The organism is Castellaniella sp. S9 (genome assembly GCF_027257175.1).
Classification (GTDB): Bacteria; Pseudomonadota; Gammaproteobacteria; order Burkholderiales; family Burkholderiaceae_B; genus Castellaniella.
Window position 1 is genome coordinate 453,666 of sequence record NZ_JAPFGD010000002.1, and the last position, 21,081, is coordinate 474,746.

Here is a 21,081-nt window from a genome sequence, read left to right on the forward strand (position 1 = left end):
TCATGGTAGAACTCACCATAGACGGCCTCAAGGTCGAAGCCGCCGAGGGCAGCATGGTCATCCAGGCCGCGCATGCGGCCGGCCTTTACATTCCGCATTTCTGCTATCACAAGAAACTGAGCATCGCGGCCAACTGCCGCATGTGCCTGGTCGAGGTCGAAAAGGCGCCCAAGGCGCTGCCGGCCTGCGCCACCCCGGTGACCAACGGCATGGTGGTGCACACCCGCTCCGACAAGGCCGTGGCCGCGCAGCGCGCCGTCATGGAGTTCCTGCTGATCAACCACCCGCTGGATTGCCCGGTCTGCGACCAGGGCGGCGAGTGCCAGCTGCAGGACCTGGCGATGGGCTACGGCGAGTCGGCCTCGCGCTACAAGGAACCCAAGCGCGTGGTCTTCCACAAGCCCATGGGCCCCTTGATCTCGGCCGAACAGATGCAGCGCTGCATCCATTGCACGCGCTGCATCCGCGTGGGCGAGGAAATCGGCGGCATCATGGAAGTCGGCATGCTCAACCGCGGCGAATTTTCCGAGATCACCACTTTCGTGGGCGAGGCCGTCGAATCCGAACTGTCCGGCAACATGATCGACGTGTGTCCCGTGGGCGCGCTGCTGTCCAAGCCCTTCATGATGTCGGCGCGGACCTGGGAACTGGCCCGCCGCCGTTCGGTCAGCCCGCACGACAGCGTGGGCGCCAACCTCGTGGTCCAGACCAAGATGGACCGTGTCATGCGCGTCGTGCCGTTCGAGAACGAGGACGTCAACGAATGCTGGATCAGCGACCGCGATCGTTTCGCCTATTGCGGGCTGTACACCGAGGATCGGCTGCAGCATCCCATGGTCAAGGGGTGCGACGGCCAGTGGCATGAGGCCTCGTGGTCCGACGCCCTGCAGGCCGTGGTCGACGGCATCAACCAGGTGCGCGAGGAATCCGGCCCGGCCCAGATCGGCGCCATCGGCACCGAGACCGCCACGCTCGAGGAACTCGCCCTGCTGGCGCGGCTGACGCGCGCACTGGGCTCGGACAACGTCGACTTCCGCCTGCGCGGCGACGGCGCCGCGCTGGACGGCGCGCTCTCCGGCGCGCCCTGGCTGGGCCTGCCGATTGCGGGCCTGAACCACCTGGACCGCGTGCTGGTGGTGGGTTCGTTCCTGCGCAAGGACCATCCGCTGTTCGCACAGCGCCTGCGCCAGGCGGCCAAGCACGGCATGCAGCTTTCGCTGATCGAGTCCGTGACCACCGATCCGCTGGTGCCGGTCGCGGCGCGCATGACCGTGGCGCCCTCGGCCTGTGCCAACGCGCTGGCCGAGGTCGCGGTGGCGCTGGCCGAACAGGCCGGCCAGGCCGCGCCCGAGGCCTTCGCCGGCGTGCAGCCGGGCGAGTCCGCGCGGGCGATCGCCGCCAGCCTCGCCTCGGGCGAGCGTGTCGCGGTGCTGCTGGGCAACATGGCGGTGGCCTCGGACCAGGCCGCGCTGCTGGCGGCCAACGCCGCCGCGTTGGCGCAGGCGGCCGGCGGCACCTTCGGCTTCCTCACGGCCGGCGGCAACACGGTCGGCGGCTATCTGGCCGGCGCCGTGCCCTCGCAAGGCGGCCTGGACGCGGCGCGCATGCTGGCCCAGCCGCTCAAGGCCTACATCGTGCTGCATGCCGAGCCGCGGCTGGACAGCGACCTGGGCGAGCGCGCCGTGCGCACGCTGCAAGGTTCCGCGCTGGCGGTGGCGCTGACCTCGTACCGCTCGGCGGCCGAGGACTGGGCCGACGTGATGCTGCCGGTGGCGCCGTTCACCGAGACCTCCGGCACCTTCGTCAACGCCGAGGGGCGGGCGCAAAGCTTCAAGGGCGTGGCCGTCCCGGTGGGCGACACCCGTCCCGCCTGGAAGGTCCTGCGCGTGCTGGGCAACCTGTTCGAACTGCAGGGCTTTGACGACGAGACCTCCGAGTCGGTGCGCGACACCGTGATGGTGGGCGGCCTCGAGGGCCGCCTGTCGAACGCGATCCGCACGGCCCCCGGCCTGCACGCCCCGGCTCAGGGCCTGGAGCGCATTCCCGAGGTGCCCATCTATCGCAGCGACGCCCTGGTGCGCCGCTCGCAGCCCTTGCAGGAACACGTCGCCTCGGCGCCGCCCCGCGCCGCGATGAACGCGGCCACGCTGCAGGCCCTCGGCGCGCAGGACGGCGATGCGCTGCGGATCTCCAGCGCCCATGGCGCGATCGAACTGCCGGCGGCCCTGGACCCCGCCGTGGCCGACGGCGCCGTGCGCATCGCCGGCGCGTTCGAGCAGACCGCCGCCCTGGGCTGCGGTCAGGGCCAAATCACCGTGGAGCGAATCTAATGGACTGGTTGAACGCCCTCAACGCCTACGGCACCGGCCTGATCGGCGAGACGCCCTGGCTGGTGGTCTGGACGCTGATCAAGATCGTCGTCATCGCGGTGCCCATCATCCTGTGCGTGGCCTACCTCACCTATTGGGAACGCAAGATGATCGGCGCCATGCACGTGCGGCTCGGGCCCACGCGCGTGGGCTACCGCGGCCTGCTGCAGCCCTTCGCCGATGTCTTCAAGCTCCTCACCAAGGAACTCATCGTCCCCTCCAAGGCCAACAATGTGCTGTACATCCTGGCCCCGGTGGTCACCCTGATGCCGGCCCTGGCCGCCTGGGCGGTGATTCCCTTCCAGCCCGAGGTGGTCCTGGCCGACATCAACGCCGGCCTGCTGTTCATCATGGCGATCACCTCGGTGGGCGTCTACGGCGTGATCGTCGCCGGCTGGGCCTCCAACTCCAAGTACGCCCTGCTGGGCGCGCTGCGGGCGGCCGCCCAGATGGTGTCCTACGAACTGGCCATCGGCTTCGTCATGGTGACGGTGCTGCTGGTGTCGGGCACGCTCAACCTCAGCGGCATCGTCGAGGGGCAGGGCGTGGGCACCTTCGCCGCCATGGGGCTCGGCTTCCTGTCCTGGAACTGGCTGCCGCTGCTGCCGCTGTTCGTGATCTACGTGGTCTCGTCGGTGGCCGAGACCAACCGCCATCCGTTCGACGTGGTCGAGGGCGAATCGGAAATCGTCGCCGGGCACATGGTCGAATATTCGGGGATGGGCTTCGCGCTGTTCTTCCTGGGCGAATACGCCAACATGATCCTGCTCTCGGCGGTGGCCTCGATCATGTTCCTGGGCGGCTGGCTGCCGCCGCTGGATTTCGCGCCCTTCACCTGGGTACCGGGCTGGATCTGGCTGGGCCTCAAGACCTTCGTCGTGGTGTCCATGTTCATCTGGTTCCGCGCCACCTTCCCGCGCTACCGCTACGACCAGATCATGCGCCTGGGCTGGAAGGTCTTCATCCCGCTGACCGGCGTCTGGCTGGTGGTGGTGGCGATCTGGATGCAGACGCCCTGGAACATCTGGCAATAAGAGGTACGACATGGAAGCGATCAAGGATTTCTTCGGCAGCCTGATGTTGAAGGAAATGCTCGAGGGCATGCGCCTGACGGGCAAGTATTTCTTCAAGCGCAAGATCACGCTGCGCTACCCGACGGAAACGACGCCGGCCTCGCCGCGGTTCCGCGGGCTGCACGCGCTGCGCCGCTATCCCAACGGCGAGGAACGCTGCATCGCCTGCAAGCTGTGCGAGGCGGTCTGTCCGGCCCTGGCGATCACCATCGAGTCCGAGCAGCGCGAGGACGGCACGCGCCGCACCACGCGCTACGACATCGACCTCGCCAAGTGCATTTTCTGCGGCTTCTGCGAGGAAAGCTGCCCGACGGACTCCATCGTCGAGACGCACCTGTACGAATACCACGGGGAAAAGCGCGGCGACCTGTACTACACCAAGGACATGCTGCTGGCCATCGGCGATCGCTACGAGCCCGAGATCGCCGCGCGCCGTGCGGCCGACGCGCCTTACCGTTGAAGCGGAACACAGACCATGACGTTCGATACCGTACTGTTTTACATCCTCGCGCTGGTGCTGGTGGTCGCCGCGTTCCGCGTGATCACCGCCACCAGTCCCGTCACCGGCGTGCTGCACCTGATCCTGACCTTCTTCACCGCCTCCATGATGTGGATGCTGATCCAGGCCGAGTTTCTCGCGCTGGTGCTGGTGCTGGTCTACGTCGGCGCGGTGATGGTGCTGTTCCTGTTCGTGGTGATGATGCTGGACATGCGCACCGAGGGCCTGAAGGAAGGCCTGCGGGTGTACCTGCCGCTGGGACTGGGCATCGGCATCGTCATGGTGCTGGAAATGGCCTTCGTGGTGCTGCGCTCGTGGGGCGACGCGCCGCCGCCGGCGCCGGTGGCCGATGATTTCGACAACACGCTGGCGCTGGGCACGGTCATGTACACCGACTACGTCTATGCGGTCGAGATCGGCGGGCTGGTCCTGCTGGTGGGGATGATCGCGGCGATCGCGCTGACGATGCGCAAGCGCGCCGACTACAAGCGCACCAGCCCGTCCCGGCAGGTGCGCGTGCGCGCGGCCGACCGTGTGCGCCTGGTGAGCATGCCCGCGCAGGTCGAAGCCGCATCCAAGGAAGGAGAAGAAAAATGACACTGGGCCTGACGCATTACCTCATCGTGGGCGCCATCCTGTTCGCCATGGGGGTGTTCGGATTCTTCCTGAACCGCCGCAACCTGATCGTGCTGCTGATGTCGATCGAACTCATCCTGCTGGCGGCCAACATGAATTTCGTGGCGTTTTCCACCTGGTCGGGCGATCTGGCCGGGCAGGTGTTCGTGTTCTTCGTGCTGACGGTCGCGGCGGCCGAGGCCGCCATCGGGCTGGCCATCCTGGTGCTGCTGTTCCGCAATCTCTCCACGATCAACGTCGACAAGCTCGACCAGCTCAAGGGATGACAGGCGCATCATGAACGCACAGAGTCTTTATCTACTGATCGCCCTGGCGCCCCTGGCGACCGCCATCGTGGCCGGGTTCTTCGGCACCGGCTTCATGGGCAACTGGATCGGCCGGCGCGCCTCGCACGTGATCACCATCCTCGGGGTGGCGGTGTCCTTTGCCGGATCCCTGATCGTGCTGCAGCAGGTGCTCGACGGCCAGGTCTACGACGGCACGGTCTACACCTGGTCGCTGATCGGCACCGCCAAATTCGAGATCGGCTTTCTCATCGACCCGCTGTCGGCGCTGATGATGGTGGTGGTCACCTCGGTGTCCTTGATGGTGCACATCTACACCATCGGCTACATGGCCGACGATCCGGGATACCAGCGCTTCTTCTCGTATATTTCGCTCTTCACGTTCTCGATGCTGATGCTGGTCATGTCCAACAACATGCTCCAGCTGTTCTTCGGCTGGGAGGCGGTCGGCCTGGTGTCCTACCTGCTGATCGGCTTCTACTACACGCGGCCGTCCGCGGTCTTCGCCAACCTCAAGGCCTTCCTGGTCAACCGCGTGGGCGACTTCGGCTTCGTGCTGGGCATCGGCCTGCTGTTTGCCTACACCGGTAGCCTGCACTACGGCGAGGTGTTCGCCCAGGCCGATCGCCTGGCGGGCCTGGCCTTCCCGGGCACCGACTGGCAATTGCTGACCGTGGCCTGCCTGGCGTTGTTCGTGGGCGCCATGGGCAAATCGGCGCAGGCGCCGCTGCACGTGTGGCTGCCCGACTCGATGGAGGGCCCGACCCCGATTTCCGCGCTGATCCACGCGGCGACCATGGTCACGGCCGGGATCTTCATGGTGGCGCGCTTTTCGCCGGTGTTCGAGCATTCCGACACGGCCCTGGCGGTGATCATCGTGATCGGCGCGTTCGGCGCGCTGTTCCTCGGCATCCTGGGCGTGGTCCAGAACGACATCAAGCGCGTGGTCGCGTATTCGACGCTTTCGCAGCTGGGCTACATGACCGTGGCGCTGGGCGCCTCGGCCTACTCGGTGGCGATCTTCCACCTGATGACGCACGCGTTCTTCAAGGCGCTGCTGTTCCTGGGCGCCGGCTCGGTCATCATCGGCATGCACCATGACCAGGACATGCGCAACATGGGCGGCCTGCGCAAGTACATGCCCATCACCTGGATCACCATGCTGATCGGCACGCTGGCCCTGGTGGGCACGCCGTTCTTCTCGGGCTTCTATTCAAAGGAACACATCATCGAGGCGGCGGGCGCGGCCGGGGTCTGGGGCGCGAACTTCGCCTATTACGCCACCCTGTGCGGCGTGTTCGTGACCTCGCTGTATTCCTTCCGCCTGTACTTCATGGTCTTCCACGGCAAGGAACGCTTCAATGATGCGGCCGACGCGCACGGCCACGGCCACGGCGAGGCGGCGCACGGCGCTGATCACAGGCACCACGGCGGCACGCCGCACGAGTCGCCCTGGGTGGTGACGCTGCCGCTGGTGCTGCTGGCTATCATGTCGGTGGTCGCCGGCGTCTGGTTCATCGATCCGCTGCTGTTCGAGGGTTATTTCGGCCAGACGATCACCGTGCTGGCGCAGCATCCGGCGATGGCGGAACTGGCGCACGAATGGCATGGCTGGGTCGCCTATGCGCTGCATGGCTTCGTCACGGTGCCGTTCTGGCTGCTGGTCGCCGGGTTCGTCGTCGCCTGGTACTGCTATCTGGTCAATCCGCGCGTGCCCGCATCGCTGGCCGCCTCGTTCTCGGGCCTCTATCGCCTGCTGGACAACAAGTACTACTTCGACTGGGTCAACGAGCAGATCATCGCGCGCGCCGCCCGGGCGCTGGGACGCGGCCTCTGGCAGGGCGGTGACCGCGGCCTGATCGACGGCCTCATCATCAACGGCAGCGCGCGGATGGTCGGCCTGGTGGCCGCCGCCGGACGCCTGGTGCAGTCGGGCTACATCTACCATTACGCCTTCGCCATGATCATCGGCATCATGGTGTTTCTCACATTCTTCGTCTTGATGGTTCACTGATGGCTAGCGAAATGGCGTCCTCTACACTCCCCTGGCTGACACTCTCGATCTTCGTGCCGATCGTCTTCGGGCTGCTGGTGCTGCTGGTCGGGCGCGACGACAACCCGGGCCCGGCGCGCGTCCTGTCGCTGGTGGGATCCATCCTCGGCCTGCTGGTGACCCTGCCGCTGTACACCGGCTTCGACGCCGGCACGGCCGACATGCAGTTCGTCGAGAACACGCCGTGGATCGAGGCCTTCGCCATGAACTACCACCTGGGGATCGACGGGATCTCGGTGTGGTTCGTGCTGCTGACCGCCTTCATCACCATCATCGTGATCCTGGCGGGCTGGGAGGTCATCAAGTCCCGCGTGGCGCAGTACATGGCGTCCTTCCTGATTCTTTCGGGGCTGATGATCGGCGTGTTCTGCGCCCTGGACGGCATGCTGTTCTACGTGTTCTTCGAGGCCACCCTGATCCCAATGTACATCATCATCGGGGCGTGGGGCGGACCGAACCGCGTGTACGCGGCCTTCAAGTTCTTTCTCTATACGCTGCTGGGCTCGCTGCTGACCCTGATCGCCTTCATCTACCTGTGGCATGCGGCCGGCGGTTCCTTCGACATCCACGCCTGGCACGAGGTGCGCCTGAGCTACACCGAACAGGTCTTCGTCTTCGTGGCGCTGCTGGCGGCCTTCGCGGTCAAGGTCCCCATGTGGCCGGTGCACACCTGGCTGCCCGACGCCCACGTCGAGGCGCCCACCGGCGGCTCGATCGTGCTGGCGGCCATCATGCTGAAACTGGGCGCCTACGGCTTCCTGCGCTTTTCGCTGCCCATCGCCCCCGACGCCTCGCACAGCCTCGCCGGCCTGATGATTGCGCTGTCGCTGATCGCGGTCATCTACATCGGCCTGGTGGCCATCGTCCAGGACGACATGAAAAAGCTCGTCGCCTATTCGTCGGTGGCGCACATGGGCTTCGTCACGCTGGGATTCTTCGTCTTCAACGTCACGGGCCTCGAGGGCGCGATCGTCCAGATGATCTCGCACGGCTTCGTCTCGGGCGCCATGTTCATGTGCATCGGCGTCATGTACGACCGCCTGCATACGCGGCGCATCGATGCCTACGGCGGCGTGATCAACCGCATGCCGCGCTTCGTCACGTTCTTCGTGCTGTTTTCGATGGCCAACGCGGGCCTGCCGGGCACCAGCGGCTTCATCGGCGAATTCACGGTGATCCTGGGCGCGGTCGAGTACAACTTCTGGATCGGCCTGCTGGCGGCGACCGCCCTGATCTGGGGCGCGGGCTATTCGCTGTGGATGGTCAAGCGCGTGGCCTTCGGCCCGGTGGCCAACGAGCAGGTCGACGGGATGTCCGACCTGTGCAGCCGCGAATTCCTGATCCTGGGCCTGCTGGCGATCCTGACGCTGTTCATGGGGATTTATCCCAAGCCCTTCACGGACCTGATGCATCCCTCGGTGCAGGCACTGCTGCAACACGTGTCCATCTCGAAACTGTAGGCCTGAATCACTATGCAAAACCCATTCGACTTCGCCCTGGCTACGCCCGAGATCGTGCTGCTGGTCCTGACCGGCGCGGTGCTGCTGATCGACGCCTTCGGCCGCGAGCCGCAGCGCCGCATGACCTTCATGCTGACCATGGCCACGCTGCTGGTGCTGGTCCTGGTGTCCTGGGGGCAGTGGGGCGAGGACGTCCAGGGGCGCACCTTCAGCGGCCTGTACGTCACCGACTCCTTCGCGCATTTCCTCAAGATCCTGTCTTGCATCGCGGTGGCGGCCACCCTGATCTATGGCCGCGCCTACGCTGAAAAGCGCGACATGATGGCCAACGGCGGCGAACTGTATTCGCTGGCGCTGCTGGCGCTGCTGGGCGAGTTCATCATGATCTCGGCGGGCAGCATGCTCACGGTGTACCTGGGCGTCGAACTCATGTCCTTCGCCCTGTACGCCCTGGTGGCGCTGCGCCGCGAGCATCTGCCCGCCACCGAGGCGGCGATGAAATACTACGTGCTGGGCTGCCTGGCCTCGGGCATTTTGCTCTACGGCATGTCGATGATCTATGGCGCGACCGGGCACCTGGGGCTCGAGCAGATCGCCCAGGTCATCCGCGACGGCGGCGCCGATCGCCTGCCGCTGGTGTTCGGGGTGGTCTTCATCGTGTCGGGCCTGGCCTTCAAGCTCACGGCGGCGCCGTTCCACATGTGGACGCCCGACGTCTACCAGGGCTCGCCCACGACGGTCACGCTGCTGGTGGGGGCGGCCCCCAAGTTCGCGGCCTTCGCCATCACCCTGCGCCTGCTGATGGAGGCCCTGCACGGCATCGCCGTGGACTGGCAGCCCATGCTGCTGATCATGGCCGTGCTGTCGCTGGCGGTGGGCAATATCGTCGCCATCGCCCAGACCAACTTCAAGCGCATGCTGGCCTATTCGACGATCTCGCAGATGGGCTTCGTCTTCCTGGGCCTGCTCTCGGGCGTCTATGAGGGGCAGCCCGGCGCCAGCGCCCAGGCCTACGGCGCCTCGCTGTTCTATGTGGTGATCTACGTGCTGACCACGCTCAGCACCTTCGGCCTGATCCTGCTGTTCAGCCGCCAGGGCTTCGAGTGCGAGGAGATCTCCGACCTCAAAGGCCTGAACCGGCGCAATCCGCTGCTGGCCGGCGTGATGATGCTGTCGATGTTCTCGCTGGCGGGCATTCCGCCGCTGTCGGGCTTCTACGCCAAACTGGCCGTGCTGCAGGCCCTGGTCGGCGCCGGCCACGTGGCCGTGGCGGTGATCGCCGTGCTGTTCTCGCTGATCGGCGCGTTCTATTACCTGCGCGTGGTCAAGGTGGCGTATTTCGACGAACCCGAGGACGGCGTGACGCTGGACTCCGGGACGATCGCGACCCGCAGCGTCATGTCCATCAACGGCCTGCTGGTCATCGGCCTGGGGATCCTGCCGGGGGGGCTGATGACGCTGTGCGTGCAGGTCATCCAGCGTTCCCTGACGTTCTGACATGGGTTTGTCGGCCGCTGCCTGGACGGTCATCGCGCTGGCCCTGGTCGCCGCCAATCTGCCTTTCGTGATCGAGCGGCCCCTGGCCGCGCTGCCCTGGACGCGGGCAGGCTCCGCGGGGGCGGGCGCGCGCTGGCTGCGCAGCCTCGTCTTTTTCGCCCTGGCCGCCGCCTGGGGCTGGGGCACCCTGACCCTGGTGGGCGGCTCCTTTGCCGGCGGTGGCGACACGGCGTTGCTGTTCCTGCTGAAACTGGTCCTGATGTGCGCGCTGGCCGCGGGCCTGCTGGCCCTGCCGGGCTGGCGCATCGATGCGGGGCGGGAGGCCAAGCCGTTTTTCGACCGCCTGCTCGAGGTGCTGGTGTGCTATGCCCTGGTCGGCACCCTGGGAATGTCCCTGGAATTGAACCTGGGCAACGCCTTTGCGCGCACCTGGGAGTTCTACGCCATCACCCTCAGCCTGTTCCTGGTGCTGGGGTACCCGGGCTTCGTGTTCCGGTATATGCTCAAGCGCCGCAAGGGCGCGGGCCGGAAATCCGCCTAGGCGGGGGGCGCATGCGCCTCGGCCGGCCTCACGTCCTCCAAAGCACGTCCGGGCCGATGTCCTCCAGGGTCCGGCAGCCGGTCAGCGCCATGGCGACCTCGAGTTCGCCGCGCAGCACCTGGATCAGGTGGGCGAGGGCCGGGGCGCCGCCGACGGCCAGCGCATGCAGGACCGGCCGGCCGATCAGCACGGCCTGGGCACCCAGGGCGAGGGCCTTGAGGATGTCGGTGCCCCGGCGGATGCCGCCGTCCAGCAGCAGCGGCACGCGGCCGTCGACCGCGCGGGCGACGGCCGGCAAAGCCTCGAGCGTGGCCGGCAGGGTGTCCAGGCAGCGGCCGCCGTGGTTCGAGACCATGATCCCGTCGATGCCGATGTCCAGCGCCTGGCGCGCGTCGTCGGGGTCCAGGATGCCCTTGAGCCAGAATGGGACGTCCGGGAACTGCGCCCGCAGCCAGGCCACGTCCTCCCAGGTCGGCGCGGCATCCAGCAGGCCGCTGTCGAACAGGGGGCTGCCGCCCGGCGGGGCGGGCCGCGCCGTGGCCGGCGACAGGCCCTCGAGATGGACCGAACGGATGTGGGGCGGCACGCGAAAGCCGCTGCGCTGCTCGGCGTTGCGCACGCCGTTGACCGGCGCGTCCACGGTCAGGACCAGGGCCCGGGCGCCGGCCCGCAGGGCGCGGCCGGCCAGGGCCAGGGTGTCTTCGCGCCGCGCCTGGGCGTAGAGCTGGAACCACAGCAGCGGCGCCGGCGCCATGGCGGCCAGATCCTCGATGGCGGTGCCCGATTGGGCGCTGAGGACCAGGGGCGTGCCCGTCGCCGCCGCCGCCAGCGCCGTGGCGCGCTCGCCCTCGGGGTGGACCAGGCCATGCCAGGCCGAGGGCGCGATCAGGAGCGGATGGGCGAGGGCCTGGCCGCCGATCGTCAGCCGGGTATGCGCCCCCTCCAGGGGCCGCAGCACCCGGCCGCGCAGGCGGATTTCCCGGAACGCGGCCGGGTTGTGTCCGGCGGTGATCTGATCGGCGCCGCCCGATTCCAGCCATGCCCAGACGGCGGGATCGAGGCGCGCCCGCGCGAGTTCGGCGTAGTCCTGGGCGCAGAGCGGCTGGGTCATGCGGTGGTCTCCGTAGGGGCGGACAGAACAGTGGTCGGGCCCGAGCGCAGGCGCGGCTCAGGTCCAGTCCTCGAGCGCCAGATGCGGCACCCGATGGAATTCCCGGGTGTTGTTGGTGATCAGCACGCAACCCTCGGCCAAGGCGTGCCCTGCGATCGCGGCATCGTTGTTGCCGATCGGTGTACCGCGAGCGGCCAGGTCGGCACGCAGACGCGCGGTTTCATCGACGGCCGCCGCGTCCCAGGGCAGGATGGCGTCCAGGCGTTGCACAAAGGCATCCACCATGGTCGAAGTCCGGGGCGAGGCCCTTGGGCTGATGGCGCCAAAGCGCATTTCGGAATACGTGATGGCCGATACGACGATGCGGTGCCGGCGGGCGGCGGCCTTTTCCAGGCGGGCCAGCACCGTCGGCGGCCGTTCGCGCATGATGAACGAACAGATATTCGTATCGAGCATGTAGGTCGTCGGATTCACGGGAGCTCGTCTGGGAAGAAGCGATTCTCCTCGATGATATCCCGGCGTTCGGCCAGGAAGTCGGCATCCGCGGCCGGAATGTCGCACAGTGATTCCCACGAAGGGCGGATGGGACGCAGGGTCAGGGTGTTGCCCTGGCGGGTGATCTGGAGTTCCGAGACGCCGTGGAATTCCATGTCGCGGGGAATGCGGATCGCCTGGTTCCGGTTGTTTCTGAAGATGGATACAGTGCGCATGAGGGAGCCTCCAGGGCGGCTGGGTGACAGCTTCCATCATAGCATATGCCGGGCATATGCCTAGAGCTCGGACCACATGCGCAGCAGGTTGTGGTAGACGCCGGTCAGTTGCGCGACCACCTCGGGGTCGGCGCCGGCCTGGATCAGGCGCTGGATGGCGACGTCCTGTTCCAGCAGCAGGGCGCGGCGGCCATCGTCGCGCACCAGGCTTTGGGTCCAGAAAAACGAACCGTAGCGCACGCCCCGCGTCACGGGGGTGACGCGGTGCAGGCTGGTGCCGGGGTAGACGACGGCGTGGCCGGACGGCAGCTTGATGCTGTGTTCGCCATAGGTGTCCCGGATGATGAGCTCGCCGCCCTCGTACTCGTCGGGATCGCTGAAGAACACCGTGGTGGAGATATCGCTGCGCACGCGCGTCGTGGTGTTCGGCGCCTGAAAGATCGCGTTGTCAATATGGAAGCCGTATGCCTCGCCGCCCTCGTAGCGGTTGAACCTCGGCGGCAGGATGCGCTGGGGCAGGGCGGCCGACATGAAGGTCGGATTCGTCGACAGGGCCTGCACGATGGCCTGGCCCCAGTGTTGCGCCACCGGGTGGTCCAGCGGCAGTTGCCGGTTGTTCTTGACCTGTACGGCGACGTGGCCGGCCGTGTCGCGGCCGTCGACCCAGGCGGCTTGTTCGAGGGCGGCGCGGCACTGGCGGGTCTGTTCGGGGGTCAGCAGTTCGGGGATGGACAGCAGCATGGGTCGGATTCCGTTCGGCAATGAAAAAAGCCCTTGGGCAAGGGGGACAGCATAGCAAGCCGGCGGGGCGCCGCAAGGCGCCCCGTGCCATGCCGTTCGTGCGAGGCCCCTAGAAGCTGGCCTCCGCGCTCAGGATGACGCTGCGGCCCGCGCCCGGCACCCCGAACAGCTGGAAGCCGTCGGAGCTGCTGGACACCTGCTGATAATAGAACTTGTCGAACAGATTGTTCACGTTCAGCCGCAGGTTCAGGTTCTTGTGGGCCTGGTAGGCCAGCGCCGCATTGGCGACCCAATACGAGGGGGCGTAGACGTCGGCGGAATGGCCGCCCTTGGCCGCCACGGTGTTGCCTTCGCGGAATCGGCGCTTGCCGACGTACTGGCCACCCAGGCTGCCGGAAAATTCCGGCGTGAAGGCGTAGGTGGTCCACAGATTGAAGGTCATGTCGGGCACGTTCTTCATCTTGCCGCCTTCCTGCAGGGGGTCGGCCGTGTCCTCGAGGATCTTGCTCTGCATGAAAGCCGCCCCCGCGTAGGCCGACCAGCGTGGCGTGAAGGACCCGGCCAGGCCCAGTTCCAGGCCGCGCACCCGCTCCTTGGCGGAGCGCTGGGTCGGATTGCCCAGGTCGTCGGTGTCGGAGGGATTGCTGCGCTCGACCTGGAACAGGGCCGCCGTGGCCAGCAGGCGGCGATCGAACAGGTCCCATTTGGTGCCCAGTTCCCAGGTGTTGGCCACCCCCGGCGAGTAGCCGGACACATTGGCGTTGCCGCCGCCGCCGCTGCGCGAGGCCGCGGCCGAGGCGGAAGGCTGGGAGGCGCGGCTGTACGACACGTAGATGCTGCCGTTCTCGGCCGGCTTGTAGATCAGGCCCAGGCGGCCGCTCCAGATCCCGTCGCTCTGGCTGTAGGGCTGGACCTGGCCGTTGGCGTCATACCATTTCACCTTGTAGCGGTCGTAGCGCAGGCCGGCGGCGACTTCCCATTGCGGGGTCAGGGTGATCTGGTCGTAGGCATAGAGGCCCCAGTTGGTGACCTCGGCGCCGCTGTTGTCGGTGCTGGTCTTGGTGCCCCACGGGCCCTCGTACCGGGTCAAGGGGTCGCGCACGTCGATCACGTAGCGCTGGTTGCTGGCGAGATTCGGCAGAAACCGGCTGTAGGGATCCTTGCGGTAGCTCTCCTGGTAATACTCGATCCCCGTGACCATCTGGTGGCGGACGGCGCCGGTCTGGAAATCCAGGTTCAGGTCGGTCTGGTTGGCGAAGATCTTGCCCCGGTAGGAATTGACGTTGCCGAACAGGCGCGCCACGGCCCAGTAGTCGGTGGGGTAGACTTCGTTGCCTGCATTGTCGTAGCCCCAGTAATTGCTCGTACCGGGATTGGTAATGATCTGGCCCTGGTGGGTCGCGCCGGGCGCGTTCAGCAGGCGGCCGCCGGTGGTCAGGTGCGTGAAGCGCTTGGTCTGCGACCAGCGGCTATGGTTGCGCACGGACACCTTGTCGGTGAAATCGTGCTCCAGGTTCAGGTCGAAGGCATCGACCTCGGTTTCCTCGACGTCGGCGTTCTCCAGGCCGCCCCAGAAATCCCGGTCGACGTATTGCATGCGGTCGCCGTTGCGGTTCACCGGAACGCCGAAATCCGGCGTGTTCTTGTCCTTCTGGTGGAAATAGGACACGGTCGCGCGGGTAGGCGTGCCCAGGCCGAAGCTCAGCGACGGCGCAAAGCCCCAGCGCTCGAAATCGGTGGGGCCGCGTTCGGGCACGCGATTGTAGTGATGCATGGCGTTGACCCGGAAGGCCACGGTGTCGCTCAGCTGCTGGTTGATGTCCGCCGTGACCCTGCGGTAGTGGTCAGTGCCCACGCCGCCGGTGACGCGGTAGGCATTGCCCAGGTGAGGCGTCTTGCTGACCAGGTTGACCGATCCGCCGACGGCCGCCACGCCGGATTCGATCGAGCCCGTGCCCTTGTAGACCTCGGCCTGCTCCATGTTGAAGATATCGGTACGGGTCGAGAGCTGGCTGTCGCGCACGCCGTCGACCGTGATGCTCTGCTCGGCCGAGAATCCGCGGATGGTGAACATGTCGCCCCAGCCGGCGCCGCCTTCGCCCGACGAAAAGGTGATGCCGGGCACGTTGCGCAGCACGTCCTGCAGGCTTTGCGCACCCTGCTGTTCCAGGACCTCGGCCGGCACGATGCTGATGGTCTGCGGCGTATCGACCATGGGCGCCTGGAATTTCACGGACTGGACGTGGTCGGCCTTGAAGGCCGGCGCGTTGCCGGTGACCTGGACCGGGGTCAGCTCGGCCACCCCGGCATCCTGGGCCAGTGCCAGGCCGGGCGCCAGCAGGGCGCTCCACAGGGCGGTGTGCAGGGGGTTCGTGCGATTTGCCGGACGTTTCGCGGACTTGAGTGCGGAATGCACGTCGATTTCCTCCATTTGATGACAATGCCATTGTTAGATCAATGAGAGGGCTTATGATAACCGTTCTCATTCAGTATTCAGGAAAATGTCAGACAAAAGAAAGGAATGGCCATGTCGGCCATAGGGTTTGTCGCATGACGGCAACAAAAAATACCCCCACGCTGCGCCTTCGGCTTGCTGCCCCCCAGGGGGGCCGTTTTTGCCTTGGGGCGGCCCGGCGGCAAAAAACATCCCCGCGACGGCGGGCCGTGGCGGGGATGCGGGCTGGGGCGTCGCCCCCGGCCTGGATCAGTACTTCAGATTGGCGGTCAGCATGAACTGGCGGCCCGGGCCGAAGTCGGCGTGGTGCACGCCGTTGGTGTGGGTGTAGTAGTCCTTGTCGGTCAGGTTCAGCACGTTCAGCCGCAGGTCGAGGTTCTTGTTGACGTTATAGGCGGCCATGGCGTCGAAGCGCCAGTAGGCCGGCATGTAGACGCCATTGGCGCCGCCGCCCGCGCCGCCCTGGTTGCCGCCGTAGGTCTTGCCCACGTAGTAGGCGCCGGCGCCCAGCGTCAGGGGCGGCAGGACCTTGTAGGTCGACCACAGGCTGAAGCTGTGCTTGGGGGTGTTGGCGAGGGGATCGCCGACATTGACGTTGTTGTAGGCGCCTTCCACCAGCTTGCTGTCCATGTAGGTGTAGCCGCCGTAGACCGCCCATTTCGGCGTGATCAGGCCGGCCGCGCCCAGTTCCAGACCCTGCACCCGGGTCTTGCCGGCCTGCGCGACGACGCCGGGATCGACCTCGATCTGCGCGTTGCGCCGTTCCGTATGGAACAGGGCGGCGGTCAGGCTCAGGCGTTGGTCCAGGACGTCCCATTTGGTGCCCAGCTCGATCGTTTTGCTCTTTTCGGGTTCCAGTTCGTCGATGGTCGGGCTGATGCCCTCCTGGTCTCCGCCGGACATGGTCGGCGGTGTCGAGGCGGTGGCATAGCTCAGGTAGATGCTGCCATTCGGTGCGGGCTTGTAGACCAGCCCCAATTGATAATTGAACATGTTCCACGAGCCCTCGCCAGGCTCCATGGTGGTCGAGCCGCGGCCCACGGTCGATTCGCCCGATATCCGGTAGCGATCGTAGCGGATGCCGGCGTCGATCCGGAATTGCTCGGACAGCGCGATGCTGTCAAAGAAATAGGCGGCCTGGGTCGTGGATTTGGCATCCAGGCTCAGCGGATTGCGGGTGATGCTGCCGGACCAGGGGTCGCCGGGGTTCGGGTTGTAGAGCGGCGTGCAATCGAACTTGCCGGCGCCGATCACGGCCGGGCAGGCCGAACCGCCGGTGGTGGTGACGTTGTAGCTGGCGTTCTTGGTCGTTTCGCGCGAGAGCTCGATGCCGGCGTTGAAGCTGTGTTTGAGGCTGCCGGTGTCGAACTTGCCGCTCAGCTCGGTGACGTTCGCCAGGATGGTGCTTTTTTGCCAGCGGGACTTCAGGCCGCGCTGCATCCACCACTGGTTGGTGACCGGGTCGAATTTCTTGGTGCCGTCGCCCGGGTTGGTCAGCACGTAGTCGTTGAGGGTCTCACCGTAGCGGGTGACGTTGCGCACGGTCAGCCGGTCGGTGAGGTCGTGTTCCAGCTCGATGGTGCCGATGTCGGCCTGGGTCTTGCGGTAGTCGCGCTTGTGCAGGCCGTAGAAGGTGTCGCGGTCCACGTCCAGGATGCTGGTGTCGGTCTCGATGGTGGTGCCGCGGGTCAACGGCACGCCGTAGTCCGGCATGCCGTCGGTCTGGTAGTGGTAGTAGCTGATCGAGGCGCGGGTCGGCGTGCCCAGGCCGAACGAGATCGTCGGCGCCACGCCCCAGTTCTTGTAGTCCACGTCGCTGCGCCCGGCCATGTCGCCCTGGGCGCCCATGACGTTCAGGCGGAAGGCGCCGGTGTCGCTGAATTGCCAGTTGCCGTCGACGGCGGCGCGCAGGTAGCGGTCGGTGCCGATGCCCAGGCTGCCGCTGGCGGCGTTGCCCAGGTGGGCGTGCTTGCTCGACAGATTGATGCTGCCGCCGCCGGTGCCGCGTCCGCCCAGGGCCGAGTCCGCGCCGCGCACGATCTCGACGCTCTCGACGTTGAAGATCTCGCGGGTCTGGCCGCCGGGGTCGCGGATGCCGTCCACATAGATGTTGCTGCCCGACGACGCGCCGCGGATGAAGGGGCGGTCGGCCAGGGGCTGGCCGCCTTCGCCGGCACCGAAGGTGATGCCCGGCGAGTTGCGCAGCACGTCCTCCAGCGAGGTTGCGTTGGTGTCCTCGATCACGGCCTGGGGAATCACTTGCACCGACTTCGGAGTATCCAGCAGCGGGGCGGTGAACTTGGCCTGCGAGGCCTCATTGACTTTGTATTCCTCACCGCGATCGCCCTGAACCTTGACGGGGCTGAGGGTGGCGGGGCTGCCGGAGGCCTGGGCTTGCGCGGCGACGGGCAGGAAGGCGCCCGGCGCGGCCAGCGCCAGCGCCAGCGACGAGCCCAGTAGAGTGCGGGACGGCGAGGATGGTGATGTCAAGAGCTTCTCCATGAAGTGTTATAGGAATACAAATAAGAATCAGTCTTATTTTAATCATAAAATGACAATTGTGAAGAAAATAAGGAGAAAAATTGATAAAAGTCGTAGGCGAGGGCCGGTCAAAGTGGGGCGGAGCGCCCGCCGCGCATGACCGGTGTAGGTACAATCACCGGCAATTCCGCCTGTTTCCAGCCTTCCTCCTCCATGCCCCACCTGATTCTGCAAGCGCCCAATCTCCTGCCGGCCGACATCGAACGCATCGCCGCCCTGGCCAATGCCGGCGGCGTGCAGGAGGTCGGGCCGACCCACGTGCGCATCCTGGACGTGGATCCCGACGGCTTGGGCGAGGCGCTGGCGGTGTGTCGCCAGCGCCGCATCGACGCGGCCTGCCTGGACCAATTGGTCCCGCTGCGCAGTTGCAGGCTGCTGGCGATGGACATGGATTCGACGCTGGTCAACATCGAATGCATCGACGAGATCGCCGACATGGCGGGCCGCAAGGCCGAGGTCTCGGCGATCACCGAGGCCGCCATGCGCGGCGAGATCGCCGATTTCAGCGAAAGCCTGCGCCGCCGCGTGGCGCTGCTGCGCGGCGTGCCCGAATCCGCGCTGCAGCAGGTGTTCGAGGAACGCCTGGCCCTCAATCCGGGCGCGCAGCGCCTGATCGAGGTGGCCCAGGCGTCGGGCCTGCACACCCTGCTGGTGTCGGGCGGCTTCACCTATTTCACCGAACGCCTGCGGCGCGGCCTGGGCCTGGCCGAGGCGCATTCCAATACGCTGGAGATCGCCGACGGCGTGTTGACGGGGCGGGTGCTGGGCGACATCGTCGACGGCCGGGCCAAGGCGGAATACGTGGCGCGCGCGGCGGCCCGGCTGGGCGCCTCGCCCGAGCAGATCATCGTGGTGGGCGACGGCGCCAATGACCTGCCCATGATGGCGCATGCGGCCTATTCCGTGGCCTATCGGGCCAAGCCGGCGGTGCGCGCCCAGGCGCGCTTCACGCTGGACTACAGCCCGCTGGACGCGATCCTGAACTGGTTCAGGCTGGCGACGGTGCGCTGAGGGCGTTCGATGGTATCCTGGCCCCCTGTCCGGCCGCCCGTGGCGCCACGCGAGTCGTGCGAGATCCTGCAGCTCGGGCGGCTGCGGGACGACCCCTATGCCTGGATGAAGTTCATACCGCCGTCCGGCCTGCGCACGCTCGAGAGCCTGCCGCCGCGGTTGCGCGGACACCTGGACGCCGAGATGCGCTACGCGGACGATGTCCTGCGGCCCCTGGCGGCCGACGCCGGGTGGTTTCGCCGGCGCATGGCGGCCCGCGCCCTGGATGCCGGCGAGCCGCCGCCCACGGCGCTCGCCGGCTGGCGCTACGGATCCGAACAGCCCGCGGGCGCATCGCATCGCGCGTTCTTGCGCATCGGCGCGGACGGGCGGACCCAGCGCCTGCTGGACGAGGCCGGCCGCGCCGCGGGCCAGGCATACTATCGCGCGACGGACCACCAGCCCAGCCCGGACGACCGCTACTTCGCCTGGGCCGAGGACGTGGTGGGCGATGACCGCCACCGCATCTGCGTGCTCGATATGGACAGTGGCGCCGTCCGCACCGTGGTGCAGGCCGATGCGTTCGGCTATGGCGGTTTCACCTTCTCGCCGTCGTCCCGCTATCTGTTCTGGATCTGGCGCGACGCGCACAGCCGGCCGACGCGGCTGTACCGTTCCCCGGTGGACGGCGGCGAGGCGGTGCTGGTCTATGAGGAACACGATCCGGCGATCTTCATGCAGGTGGCGCGCACGGCCGCCGGCCGTCACGTGATGCTGACGCTGGCCGGCCCGGACATCGGCGAGGTGCGCCTGATCGCCGCCGAGGCGGAGGCCGCGCCGCCGCGGCTCGTCCAGCCGCGGCGGCGCGGGGTGCGCTATGAGATCGAGGAATGGAACGATGCGCTGCTGATGCTGACCGACGCGGATGGCGCCGCCGACCGCAAGCTGCTGCGCCTCGATCCCCGCAGCTTTGCCGTGCGGGATGAACTGGTGCCCCACCGGGCCGGCGTGCCGATCCTCGCCGTCCGGCCCTTTGCCGGGGGCCTGCTGCGGCTCGAACGTGTCGACGGATTGCGCCGCCTCGTGCTGATGCGCCCGGACGGCAGCGAGGCCTTGATCGATTTCGACGATCCCGCGTATTTCATCGATCTGGCGCCTCTGCAGCCGTATGACACCCCGCAAGTCCGTGTCGTGCACGAAACGCCGGCCAGCCCGCCCCGCTGGCTGGACGTCGACCTGGCCACCGGAGGATGCCGCGCGGCCGGCCAGGCCGTGCCGGCCGGCGTCGATCCCGCCGCCTATCGGGTCGAGCGCCTGCAGGCGCGCGCGCCCGATGGGGAAACCGTCCCCATCACCGTGCTGTCGCGAAACGACGCGCCTGCGGATGCGCCGCGGCCCCTGCTGCTGACGGGTTACGGCGCCTATGGCATTGCCAGCGAGCCGGGTTTTTCCTTGCCGGCGACCGTGCTGGTGGATGCGGGTTTCCGCTACGCCATCGCGCACGTGCGCGGTGGATCGGAAAAGGGCGCGCGCTGGTACCAGGAGGGGTGCCGCGAGAAAAAAATCAATTCGATGACCGACTTCATCGCCTGCGCGCGCCATTTGCTGGACATCGGCTATGCCGCGCCGGGCGGGATCGTGGCCCATGGCGTATCGGCCGGCGGCCTGCTGGTGTGCGGCGCGATGAATCTGGCGCCCGAACTGTGGGCGGGGGTGATCGCCCAGGTGCCGTTCGTCGACATGCTCAACACCATGAGCGACGCCGGGCATCCGCTGGTGCCGCTGCTGCGTCCGGACTGGGGCGATCCGCTGGCCGATCCCCGGGCCTATGACCACATTGCCCGCATTTCACCGTACGAGAACGTCGGCCGGACGGATTATCCGCCGGTGCTGTGCACCGCGGGCTTGAAGGATGATCGCGTGCCGTACTGGGAGCCGGCCAAGCTGGTGGCGAACATCCGCCATCGCGCCACCGGCGGTCAGCCGGCCGTGCTGCTGCTGAATCCGGACAGCGGCCATCAGGACAGCGACGACCGCGACGGCGCGTTTGCGCAGGCGGCGCTGTTCTGGGCGTTTGCCTGCCGCTGCGCGGGCGTGCCGGTGCCGCCGGGCGGCCTCTAG

General features: G+C 67.1%; 17 protein-coding genes. 11 read left to right on the forward strand and 6 right to left on the reverse strand.

What is annotated here, in order from left to right:
- Nucleotides 1-2 precede the first annotated feature (2 nt).
- Genes nuoG through OOZ48_RS18520 form a run of 9 tightly spaced genes read left to right on the forward strand, consistent with a single transcriptional unit; the run spans nt 3 to nt 10,412 of the window.
- Nucleotides 3-2,330 carry an NADH-quinone oxidoreductase subunit NuoG gene (gene nuoG / locus OOZ48_RS04865; protein WP_269496188.1) on the forward strand — a complete coding sequence of 776 codons (2,328 nt, stop codon included), beginning with the start codon at nt 3-5 and terminating at the stop codon, nt 2,328-2,330.
- Complete coding sequence (gene nuoH, locus OOZ48_RS04870; protein WP_269496190.1) at nt 2,330-3,403, forward strand: NADH-quinone oxidoreductase subunit NuoH; 1,074 nt, start codon at nt 2,330-2,332, stop codon at nt 3,401-3,403. Before nuoG ends, nuoH begins: the two co-directional genes overlap by 1 nt.
- 10 nt (nt 3,404-3,413) lie before the next feature.
- Entirely contained in the window at nt 3,414-3,902 is a 489-nt protein-coding gene (nuoI, locus tag OOZ48_RS04875; protein ID WP_269496192.1) for an NADH-quinone oxidoreductase subunit NuoI, read from the forward strand.
- A gap of 15 nt (nt 3,903-3,917) precedes the next feature.
- Nucleotides 3,918-4,538, forward strand: a complete 621-nt coding sequence (locus OOZ48_RS04880) for an NADH-quinone oxidoreductase subunit J (protein WP_269496195.1) — start codon at nt 3,918-3,920, stop codon at nt 4,536-4,538.
- Complete coding sequence (nuoK, locus tag OOZ48_RS04885) at nt 4,535-4,843, forward strand: NADH-quinone oxidoreductase subunit NuoK (protein WP_269496198.1); 309 nt, start codon at nt 4,535-4,537, stop codon at nt 4,841-4,843. The genes OOZ48_RS04880 and nuoK overlap by 4 nt, the downstream gene beginning before the upstream one ends.
- 10 nt (nt 4,844-4,853) lie before the next feature.
- A complete protein-coding gene (gene nuoL, locus OOZ48_RS04890) occupies nt 4,854-6,875 on the forward strand; it encodes an NADH-quinone oxidoreductase subunit L (protein ID WP_442867528.1) in 2,022 nt (673 codons plus the stop codon).
- Nucleotides 6,876-6,886: 11 nt separating this feature from the next.
- Complete coding sequence (locus tag OOZ48_RS04895; protein WP_269496201.1) at nt 6,887-8,374, forward strand: NADH-quinone oxidoreductase subunit M; 1,488 nt, start codon at nt 6,887-6,889, stop codon at nt 8,372-8,374.
- Between the two features lie 12 nt (nt 8,375-8,386).
- Nucleotides 8,387-9,871 carry an NADH-quinone oxidoreductase subunit NuoN gene (gene nuoN / locus OOZ48_RS04900; protein ID WP_269496204.1) on the forward strand — a complete coding sequence of 495 codons (1,485 nt, stop codon included), beginning with the start codon at nt 8,387-8,389 and terminating at the stop codon, nt 9,869-9,871.
- Nucleotide 9,872: 1 nt separating this feature from the next.
- The gene (locus OOZ48_RS18520) at nt 9,873-10,412 is read left to right on the forward strand and encodes a DUF2818 family protein (protein WP_269496206.1); all 540 of its coding nucleotides are present in this window, start codon (nt 9,873-9,875) and stop codon (nt 10,410-10,412) included.
- A 28-nt stretch (nt 10,413-10,440) separates the two neighbouring features.
- Here OOZ48_RS18520 and OOZ48_RS04910 read toward each other — a convergent pair whose 3' ends face one another.
- The 6 genes from OOZ48_RS04910 to OOZ48_RS04935 form a co-directional block, all read right to left on the reverse strand.
- A complete protein-coding gene (locus OOZ48_RS04910; protein WP_269496209.1) occupies nt 10,441-11,523 on the reverse strand; it encodes an alpha-hydroxy acid oxidase in 1,083 nt (360 codons plus the stop codon).
- 57 nt (nt 11,524-11,580) lie between these two features.
- Nucleotides 11,581-11,979: a type II toxin-antitoxin system VapC family toxin gene (locus tag OOZ48_RS04915; protein ID WP_269496342.1), complete on the reverse strand. Its 399-nt coding sequence runs from the start codon at nt 11,977-11,979 to the stop codon at nt 11,581-11,583.
- A gap of 14 nt (nt 11,980-11,993) precedes the next feature.
- Nucleotides 11,994-12,233, reverse strand: a complete 240-nt coding sequence (gene vapB, locus OOZ48_RS04920; RefSeq protein ID WP_269496212.1) for a type II toxin-antitoxin system VapB family antitoxin — start codon at nt 12,231-12,233, stop codon at nt 11,994-11,996.
- A 60-nt stretch (nt 12,234-12,293) separates the two neighbouring features.
- Complete coding sequence (locus OOZ48_RS04925; RefSeq protein WP_269496215.1) at nt 12,294-12,974, reverse strand: Fe2+-dependent dioxygenase; 681 nt, start codon at nt 12,972-12,974, stop codon at nt 12,294-12,296.
- 109 nt (nt 12,975-13,083) lie between these two features.
- Nucleotides 13,084-15,390: a TonB-dependent receptor gene (locus OOZ48_RS04930; protein ID WP_269496218.1), complete on the reverse strand. Its 2,307-nt coding sequence runs from the start codon at nt 15,388-15,390 to the stop codon at nt 13,084-13,086.
- 288 nt (nt 15,391-15,678) lie between these two features.
- Nucleotides 15,679-17,919, reverse strand: a complete 2,241-nt coding sequence (locus OOZ48_RS04935; RefSeq protein ID WP_269496222.1) for a TonB-dependent receptor — start codon at nt 17,917-17,919, stop codon at nt 15,679-15,681.
- Between the two features lie 204 nt (nt 17,920-18,123).
- On the opposite strand from OOZ48_RS04935, the gene serB reads away from it, so the two are divergent.
- Together serB and OOZ48_RS04945 are read left to right on the forward strand one after the other, a co-directional pair.
- Nucleotides 18,124-18,981, forward strand: coding sequence for a phosphoserine phosphatase SerB (serB, locus tag OOZ48_RS04940; protein WP_269496225.1), 858 nt, complete (start codon nt 18,124-18,126; stop codon nt 18,979-18,981).
- Between the two features lie 39 nt (nt 18,982-19,020).
- Entirely contained in the window at nt 19,021-21,081 is a 2,061-nt protein-coding gene (locus OOZ48_RS04945) for a S9 family peptidase (RefSeq protein ID WP_269496229.1), read from the forward strand.